The organism is Promicromonospora sp. NPDC060204 (genome assembly GCF_042728455.1).
In the GTDB taxonomy this organism is placed as follows: domain Bacteria; phylum Actinomycetota; class Actinomycetes; order Actinomycetales; family Cellulomonadaceae; genus Promicromonospora.
In genome coordinates this window covers 1-9,180 of record NZ_JBHWZO010000254.1, presented here as the reverse complement: position 1 = coordinate 9,180, position 9,180 = coordinate 1, and the positions used below count along the sequence as shown (strand labels likewise).

At 73.9% G+C, this 9,180-nt stretch carries 6 protein-coding genes and 1 pseudogene; 4 read left to right on the top strand and 3 right to left on the bottom strand.

Going from position 1 to position 9,180, the window contains the following annotated elements:
- Positions 1-31 precede the first annotated feature (31 nt).
- Genes ACFWEJ_RS23955 through ACFWEJ_RS23945 form a run of 3 tightly spaced genes read right to left on the bottom strand, consistent with a single transcriptional unit; the run spans position 32 to position 3,166 of the window.
- Positions 32-940: a carbohydrate ABC transporter permease gene (locus tag ACFWEJ_RS23955; protein ID WP_377231687.1), complete on the bottom strand. Its 909-nt coding sequence runs from the start codon at positions 938-940 to the stop codon at positions 32-34.
- A complete protein-coding gene (locus tag ACFWEJ_RS23950; protein ID WP_377231686.1) occupies positions 937-1,872 on the bottom strand; it encodes a carbohydrate ABC transporter permease in 936 nt (311 codons plus the stop codon). The genes ACFWEJ_RS23955 and ACFWEJ_RS23950 overlap by 4 nt, the downstream gene beginning before the upstream one ends.
- 4 nt (positions 1,873-1,876) lie before the next feature.
- The gene (locus ACFWEJ_RS23945) at positions 1,877-3,166 is read right to left on the bottom strand and encodes an ABC transporter substrate-binding protein (RefSeq protein WP_377231685.1); all 1,290 of its coding nucleotides are present in this window, start codon (positions 3,164-3,166) and stop codon (positions 1,877-1,879) included.
- A gap of 176 nt (positions 3,167-3,342) precedes the next feature.
- Here ACFWEJ_RS23945 and ACFWEJ_RS23940 point away from each other — a divergent pair, with 176 nt between their 5' ends.
- The 4 genes and pseudogenes from ACFWEJ_RS23940 to ACFWEJ_RS23925 form a co-directional block, all read left to right on the top strand.
- A complete protein-coding gene (locus ACFWEJ_RS23940) occupies positions 3,343-4,533 on the top strand; it encodes an ROK family protein (protein WP_377231684.1) in 1,191 nt (396 codons plus the stop codon).
- Between the two features lie 98 nt (positions 4,534-4,631).
- Positions 4,632-6,674 (top strand): beta-galactosidase, encoded by a 2,043-nt coding sequence (locus ACFWEJ_RS23935; RefSeq protein WP_377231683.1) that lies wholly within the window; start codon positions 4,632-4,634, stop codon positions 6,672-6,674.
- A complete protein-coding gene (locus tag ACFWEJ_RS23930; protein WP_377231682.1) occupies positions 6,671-8,899 on the top strand; it encodes an alpha-galactosidase in 2,229 nt (742 codons plus the stop codon). Before ACFWEJ_RS23935 ends, ACFWEJ_RS23930 begins: the two co-directional genes overlap by 4 nt.
- A gap of 117 nt (positions 8,900-9,016) precedes the next feature.
- Positions 9,017-9,180, top strand: a pseudogene (locus tag ACFWEJ_RS23925) (ABC transporter ATP-binding protein); the annotation flags it as partial.

The window sequence follows — 9,180 nt, the reverse complement described above, 5'->3', positions numbered from 1 at the left end:
GGCCCACCCGGGGCGCCCCGCCGGACGCGCGCTACCCCTTGAGCCCGCCCGAGACGAGGTCGAGGCGCCAGTAGCGCTGCAGGAACAGAACGAGCGCGAGCAGCGGGATGATCGAGACCGCAGCGCCCGTGATCGCCACCGAGTACAGCGCCGGGGAGCTCGACCCCTTGGCCAGCAGGGTGAACAGCCCCACGGTGAGCGGGTACCGGCTCTGGTCCGAGAGCATGATGTACGGCAGCAGGAAGTTGTTCCAGGTGCCGATGAACTGCAGCAGGAACACCGTGACCATGCCCGGCACCATGAGCGGCAGCACGATCGTCCGGAAGATCCGCCACTCCCCCGCGCCGTCGATGCGCGCGGCCTCCAGGGTCTCCTGCGGCACCGCCGACATCGCGTACACGCGCGACAGGTAGATGCCGAAGGGGCTGACGATGCTGGGCAGCAGCACCGACCAGTGGGTGCCGACCAAGCCGAGCTGGGACAGCAGCAGGTACTGCGGCACGGCCAGCACGATGCCCGGGATGAGCACGCCCGCGAGGATCGACAGGAACATGAAGGAGCGGCCGCGGAACTCGTACTTGGCGAGGCCGTACCCGGCCATGGTCGAGACGAGCACCGAGAGCAGCGACCCGACGCCGGAGTAGATCAGCGAGTTGAGGCACCACATCAGGTACTGCCCGCCCTCGTAGGCGAACAGCGCCGTGAGGTTCTCCCCCAGCCCCGTGCCGGGCGCGAAGGTGAACGTGGTGAACAGCTCGCCGCGCGTCTTGGTCGCCGCGACGTAGACCCAGGCCACCGGGATCAGGCAGTAGAACGCGCCGACCAGCAGCACGATCGTCGGCAGCACGCCCCAGCCGCCCTGGCGCGCCCGCGAGCGCGCGCGGTCGGACGGGTCGCGCCGGGCCGACGCCGGCTCCGGGCGGGCGGTGAGCACGCTCATCGTTCGACCCCCATGCGCTTGCGGTTGACGATCCGCAGGATGACCACCGAGACGAGCACGGTGCCGACCGCGAGCACGGTCGACGCCGCGGCGGCCTGGGGCAGGTCGTCGGTCCCGAACGCGTCGCGGTAGATGGTCATCAGCGGCACCCAGGTGTTCGAGATGGCGCTCGTCATGGGCTGCAGCGTCGCGGGCTCGCTGTACAGCTGGAGCGTGCCGATCAGCGAGAACACCCCGGTGAGCACGAGCGCGGGCACCACCAGCGGCACCTTGATCCGCAGCGCGATCTGCACCTCCCCGGCGCCGTCGAGCCGGGCGGACTCGTAGATCTCGCCCGGGATGGACCGCAGCGAGGTGTAGATGATGATCATGTTGAACCCGACGCCGCCCCAGATGGCGATGTTCGCGAGCGAGCCGAACAGCCCCGGCCCGTCGAGGAACGGGATGGTCCCCAGCCCGAGGGCGCGGGTGACGTACGAGAACGGGCTGGTGCTCGGCAGGTACATGAAGCCCCACAGCAGGGCCGCGACGACGCCGGGCACCGCGTACGGGATGAAGATCGCCGTCCGGCCGAACCGCTTGAGCCGCGCTGCGGGCGTGTCCAGCACGAGCGCGAACAGGAGGGCGAGGCCGAGCGTCAGGGGCACGGCGATCACGCCGTAGATCGCGAGCCGGCCGAAGCCCGCCGCGAACTCCGGGTTGGTCAGCACCGCGACGTAGTTGTCGAGGCCGACGAACACCTCCGTCTTGCGCCCCAGCAGCGCGCCCTCGATGCGGTAGGCGCGCAGGCTCAGCCAGACGGCGTACCCGACCGGGACGAGCATGAACGTGACGTACAGGATGACCGCCGGGGCGGTGAACAGGTAGGGCGCGACCTGCCGCCGTCGGGGACGGCGGCGGGCCGGTTGCGCGGTCGTCGTCATCGCGGACATCGGATCAGCCGTTGCTCACGGCGAATCCGGTCTCCGTCATGTCGGCGACCACGGCCTCCTGGGTGGCGACGAACGCGTCCCGCCAGGGGGTGCCGTTGCGGATGGCCTTGCCCAGCTCGTCCTCGAAGACCGACTTGGCGAGGTTGACGTTCGGCCCCCAGGTCACCGGGACGGTCTCCGCGGAGATGTCGGCGGAGACGGAGTAGAAGTCGCTCTGCTGCGGCATGAGGGTCGGCGGGTCGTTGCTCTCGGCCATCTCCTGGCCCAGGCTGGACGCCGGGTACAGGCTCTGCTCGTCCAGGAGCAGGGTATTGCCCTCCTCGGTGGAGTTCAGCCAGGTGGCGAACTCGGCCGCCTCCTCGGGGTGCTCGCTGTCCTTCGTGACCACCAGGGCAGAACCGCCCTGGTAGGCGACCGCCGCGTCACCCGGCGTCCACTGCGGCAGCGGCGCCATCGCCCAGCTCCCCGCCGTGTCGGGCGCGACGGACTCGATGACCCCCGGCGCCCACACGGCCGACGGCCAGGAGAGCATGGTGCCCTCGTTGATCATCGCGTTGTACTCGGGGGTCAGCAGCGGCTCCGTCTGGATCAGGCCGTCCGCGGCCAGCTCCTCGAAGTAGTCGGCCACCTCCAGGGACGCCTCGTCGGCGATCCCGACGGTCCACTCCTCGCCGTCCACCGACCACCACTGCCCGCCCGCCTGCGTGGCCACGCCGGCGAAGAAGCCGAACTCCGTGGGCGGCAGGCTGGCGATGACGGCGTCCGGGTCGGCCTCCTGCACCGCGGCGGCGGCGTCGCGGAACTCCTCCCACGTGGTGGGCACCGGCACGCCGAGCTCCTCGAAGCGGTCCTCGCGGTAGACCAGCGCCATCGGGCCCACGTCCTGCGGCACGCCGAACACGGCGCCGTCGAACGTCGTCTGCGCCCAGGTGCCCTCGGTGAAGGCGTCCTGCACGTCGCCCACGTAGTCGGTGATCTCCAGCGGCACGTCCGCGACGATCAGCGACGGCAGGGTCGTGTACTCCACGAGGGCCAGGTCGGGCGCGTTGCCGGCGCGCGACGCCGTGAGCAGCTTCTGGGACGACTCGTCCCCGCCGCCGGCGTCGGAGAGCTTCACCTGGATGTCCGGGTGGGCCGCGTTCCACGTGTCGACGACGGTCTTGCTGCCGGCCGGCCACGCCCAGTACTCGAGGGTGACGGGGCCCTCGGACTCGGCGCTCGCGGCGCCACAGCCGCTCAGGACGGTGACGGCGGCGACCGTGGCCGCACAGGCCACGAGGGGTCGGATGCGCATCGGGATCTCCTTTGATCGGTACTCGTCGGCGACCGGGCGCCAACTGGACCAGAGTCTGACGGCGCGCCTACCCTTTGTCAATTATCGAAACAAAGGGCCGAGCCGAACGGGCGGCGCGGCACGACTGTCCGGCCCCTGGTGGCGGATAGGATCCGAGCCCCAGAGACGAGGTAGCGATGTCACGAGGTCAGTCCGCGGTGTCGGAGGGCACGACGCCGGACGGCACGGCACCGGATGGCGCGGCCGTGTGGCCGGCGCTCGCCGACGCCGAGCGCAGCGTGCTGCGCGAGCTGCTGATCCACGGCCCGCTCCCCCGCGCCGAGATCGCGCGCCGGCTCGGCGTGTCCCGCGCGAGCCTGACCCGCGTGACCCGCGCGCTCATGGACCACGGCCTGGTCACGGAGGGCCAGGTCGAGCTGCGCGGCGCGACCGGGCGGCCGAGCGAGCTGCTCGTGGTGCGCCACGAGGCCCGGCACTTCCTCGGGGTGAAGCTCACGGGCGACGCCCTGTTCGCCGTCGTCACCGACCTCGGCGCGCGCATCGTGGCGGCCCACGAGGAGCCCGTCACCGACCGGGAGCCGGGCGCGGTGATCGAGCAGATCGCCGCCGCCCACGCCCGGTTCGCGGAGCAGTTCGGCTCGATCGTCGCCGGCGGGGTCGCGCTGGCGGGCGACCTCACCGTGGTGGACGGGCGCCAGGTGGTCAAGGACTCCCCGTTCCTCGGCTGGCGGGACGTTTACCTGGCCGAGCGGCTGACCGAACGGCTCGGCATCCCGGTGGGCGCGGAGAACGACGTGCGGGCACTCACCGCCACCGAGCACTGGTTCGGCGCGGGCGTGGGCTGCTCCTCGCTCGCGCTGATCACCGTGGGCACCGGGGTGGGCTTCGGGTTCGTCGTCGACGACCGGGTGGTCACCGGGCACCACGGGCGCGCCGGCCGGCTCGACCACCTCCGCGTCGACTCCGCGGGACCCATCTGCGGCCAGGGCCACCGCGGTTGCGTGAGCGCGCTGCTGCCCAACCAGGCGATCGTCGACGCGCTGCGCATCCCCGGGCTCGACTTCGACGGCGCGGTCGCGCTGGCGCGCGACGGCCACGCCGTCGCCCGGCGCGCCTTCGCCGACGCCGGGCAGGCGCTCGGCGTGCTGATCGGCACGGTGGCCAACGCGCTGGACCCGCAGAAGATCGTGCTCGCCGGGGACGGGCTCGTGGTCATGGAGCTCGCCGGCGACCAGGTGCGGGCCACGATCGAGGAGGTCCGCTCGCCCGGCATCCCGCCGCTCGCGCTGGACGTCCAGCCGTTCGAGTTCGACGAGTGGGCCCGCGGCGGGGCGGTCGTGGGGCTGCGGACGATGCTCCGGTTCTGACCGCCGTTTGTTCCGCAGATTGACAAACACCCGCAGGCTCGACAAGTCTGACGCCGGGGGCGCGCCCGTCCCCGCACCGACATCGAAGGAGATGCCCCGTGGCCCGTCGTGCGACCGAGCGACCCCCCACCCGCCGCGCCCTGCCCGCCTGGCCGACCGACGGCCTGAGCTACGGCGGCGACTACAACCCCGAGCAGTGGGCGCCGGAGGTGTGGCGCGAGGACGTGCGGCTCATGCGCGAGGCGGGCGTCAACATCGTCACCCTCGGCGTGTTCTCGTGGGGCCTGCTCGAACCGCGCGAGGGCGAGTACGACTGGGGCTGGTTCGACGAGATCATCGGCCTGCTGCACGACGCGGGCATCGCCGTCGACCTCGCGACCCCGACCGCCGCACCGCCGAGCTGGCTGCTGCACGCGCACCCCGAGATGCTGCCCGTCGACGCCCACGGCGTGCGCGAGCAGCCCGGCGGGCGGCTCGGCTGGTGCGCCAGCTCCCCGGTGTTCCGGGAGCACGCGCTGCGGATCACCACGGCGCTCGCGCAGCGGTACGGCGACCACCCCGCGGTGCGCCTGTGGCACGTGAGCAACGAGCTCGGCGGCGGCAACGGGCGGTGCTGGTGCGACGTGTCGGCGGCGCGGTTCCGTGAGTGGCTGCGCGCCGAGTACGGCACGGTCGAGGCGATCAACGCCGCGTGGGGCACGGCGTTCTGGGGGCACCACTTCACCGACATCGAGCACATCGAGCCGCCCCGCGGCGACCGGCACAAGGCGACCCCGGGGCTGTTCCTCGCGTTCGAGCGGTTCTCCTCCGACGAGCTCCTGGAGCACTACCTCGCCGAGGCCGAGGTGCTGCGCGCGCACAGCGCCGTGCCCGTCACCACCAACTTCATGGTGGGCTCCGGCGGGCACGTGGTCGACTACTCCGACTGGGCCGGGCACGTCGACGTCGTGGCGAACGACCACTACACGATCGGGGCCGACCCGGTGCGCGAGCAGGACCTCGCGTTCGCGGCCGACCGGATGCGCGGGCTGACGCGGGCCCGTCAGCCGTGGCTGCTCATGGAGCACTCCACCGGGGCGCCGAGCTGGCAGGAGCGCAACCGCGCCAAGACCCCCGGCGAGATCCTCCGCAACGCGCTCGCGCACGTGGCGCGCGGGTCGGACGGCGCGATGTTCTTCCAGTGGCGGGCCTCGACCGCGGGGACCGAGCAGTTCCACTCCGCGATGCTGCCCCACGCCGGCACCGAGACCCGCGTGTGGCGCGAGGTCGTGCGGCTCGGCGCGGCGCTGCGGCAGCTGCGCGGCATCGCCGGCGCACCGGTGGAACCCGCGAAGGTCGCGCTCCTGGTCGACGAGGAGTCCGCCTGGGCCTTCCAGCAGGGGCTCAAGCCGCACCACGGCCTGCGGTACTCCCGCGAGGCGCGGCTCTGGCACCGGGTCTTCTGGCAGCGGCAGGTGCTCGTCGACGTGCTCCCCGTCGACGCCGACCTCGACGGCTACGACCTCGTCGTCCTGCCCACGCTGCTCGTTGTCTCCGACGCGCAGGCCGCGCGGGTCGAGGCGTTCGTGCGCGGCGGCGGCACGGCGCTGGTCACGTACCTCTCCGGCATTGTCGACGAGACCAGCCGCGTGCGCGGCGGCGGCTACCCCGGCGCGTTCCGCGACCTGCTCGGCGTCACGACCGAGGAGTTCCGCCCGCTGCAGGCCGACGAGACGGTGCGCCTGTCCGACGGCGGCGAGGTCACCGACTGGAGCGAGGACACCAACCTGCACGGAGCCGAGGCGGTCGTGACGTACGCCGACGGCGACGCCGCCGGCCGGGCGGCCGTGACCCGCAACGCCGCCGGGGCCGGCGCCGCCTGGTACGTCTCCGCGCAGCTCCCGCTCGACTCGGCCACGCGGATCGCCGACCGGCTCATCGACGAGCTCGGCCTGCCCCGGGCGGTCGAGGCGAGCACGGCGATCGAGGCGGTCCGACGGCGGACGTCGGACGGCGACGTCCTGTTCCTCATCAACCACTCCGCCGCCGACGAGACGGTGGCCGTGTCCGGCCGCTCGCTCCTCGACGACGCGACGTTCGACGGCGCGGCGCTCGTGCCCGCCGGCCGCGTGGTCGTGCTGCGCGAGAGCGCCGCCGAGTGACGACCGAGGCGACCGAGGCGACCGGCACCGCCGGCACCGACGTGACCGGCGCCGACCTCACCGACCCGGCCGGCGCCGACCTCGGCCCCGGCCCGCGTCTGCACGTGCTGCGCGCTGCCGGCGTCGGCGTCGTGCTCGCCCTGCCGGACGACGGGCTGCCGGAGGTGGTGCACTGGGGCCGGGACATCGGCCCGCTCGGCGCGGACGACGCGCGGCGGCTGCTGCGGTCGGTGGCACGCCCGGCGTCGCCCAGCGCGCTCGACGCGCCGTGGCCGCTCACGGTGCTCCCCGGCGAGCACGACGGCTGGGAGGGCCGACCGGGCCTCGCCGGGCACGTGGGCCGCCGGGCGCTGCTGCCACGCTGGCGGCGCACCGCGGCCGACGGCGACGAGCGACACCTGCGCGTCACCGCCGAGGCCGCGGGGCTGCGTGTCGTCGTCGACCTCGCCCTGGACCCGTCAGGGGTGCTCCGGGTCGGACACGAGCTGCACAACACGGGCGCCGAGCCGGTCGACCTCGCGATCCTGGAGGCGACCATGCCGGTCGGCGACCTCGCCGCGGAGGTCCTGGACTTCTCGGGGCGCTGGACGCGCGAGCGCACCCCGCAGCGCCGTCCGCTCACGCAGGGCAGCCAGGCGCGCGAGTCGCGCCGTGGCCGCACCGGGCACGACTCCCCGCTGGTGCTCGCGCTGGGGACCGCCGGGTTCGACGACACCCGGGGCGAGGTGTGGGCCGTGCACCTCGCGTGGAGCGGCGACGCGGTGCACCGGGTCGACGCCCTGCCCGAGAGCCGCACGCTGCTCGGGGCCGGGCCGCTCCTGCGGCCGGGCGAGATCACGGTCGAGCCGGGCACCTCGTTCCGCACCCCGGCCGCGCTGTTCGTGTGGAGCGACGAGGGGCTCGACGGCGTCGGGCAGCGGTTCCACCGGTTCGTGCGCGGCCGGGCCGGGCACCCGCGCCGCCCCCGCCCGGTGACGCTCAACACCTGGGAGGCCGTCTACTTCGACCACGACCTCGGCAAGCTCCAGCGGCTCGCCCGGCTGGCCGCCGACGTCGGCGTGGAGCGGTTCGTGCTCGACGACGGCTGGTTCCTCGGCCGCCGCGACGACTCGGCAGGGCTGGGCGACTGGCGCGTGGACCCCGAGCCGTGGCCGGACGGGCTGCACCCGCTGGTCGACGTCGTGCGCGGCCACGGCATGGAGTTCGGGCTGTGGCTCGAACCCGAGATGGTCAGCCTCGACTCGGAGCTCGCCCGCGAGCACCCGGACTGGCTGCTGCAGCCGATCGCGAACGAGGTGCGGGCCTGGCGCAACCAGTTCGTGCTCGACGTGTCGCGGCCGGAGGTGTTCGACCACCTGCTGGAGGCGGTCTCCGCGCTCGTGGCCGAGTACCGGCTCGACTACATCAAGTGGGACCAGAACCGCGACCTCATCGAGGCCGTGACCGCCGGCCGGGCGAACGTGCACCGGCACACCGAGGCCGTCTACCGCCTGCTGGCGGCGCTCCGGGCGCGGCACCCGGGCCTGGAGATCGAGGCGTGCGCCTCGGGCGGGGCGCGCGTGGACCTCGGCGTCCTGGAGCACACGGACCGGGTGTGGGCCTCCGACACGAACGACCCGGTCGAGCGGCTGGCGATCCAGCGCTGGACCGAGCTGCTGCTGCCCCCGGAGCTCGTGGGCACGCACGTGGGCCCGCCCGTGGCCCACACCACGCGGCGCGCCACGGGGCTCGACCTGCGGATCGCCGTGGCGCTGACCGGGCACTTCGGCATCGAGTGGGACCTGACGGCGGGCACGCCGGACGAGCTGGAGCGGCTGCGCGACGGCATCGCCGCGTACCGGCGGCTGCGGCCGCTGCTGCACACGGGCGACGTGCACCACCCGCCGACCGGCGACGCGGGGACGAGCGCGACCGTCGTCGTCGCGCCCGACCGGAGCCGGGCGGTGGTGCGCGTGGTGCGGTCGGTGACCGGGGACCGGGCGCTGCCCGCGCTGCTGCGCGTGCCCGGGCTGGACCCGGCGCGCCGGTACCGGGTGTCGCTGCCGCTGGCCGCCGACCCGCCCCGCAACGCCCCGCCGCTGTTCGCGGCGGTGGGCGACGCGGGGGCCGACGCCGCGGACGCAGCGGCGGAGGTGCCCGGCGCCGCGCTCGGCGCCGTCGGGCTGCGGCTCCCGCTGCTGCACCCCGCGCACGCCGTCGTCATCGAGCTCGACGCCGTGGACTGACGCCCGCCCCCGGGCTGGTCAGGGTGGGTCGTACGACCTGGGTATGACCCAGGGGCCGACCAAGACCAGACCGGGGCCGGACGCGCTGACGTACCGCCGCTCCGTAGCGTCCTTCCCATGGACACCACCGTGTACGCGCCCGGGTCGTCACCCGCAGTGCGCGCCCGTTCCCTGACGAAGACCTATGGCAAGGGTGAGGCGATCGTGCGCGCCCTGGACGGCGTGGACGTCGACTTCGAGCAGGGCCGGTTCACCGCGATCATGGGCCCCTCCGGCTCGGG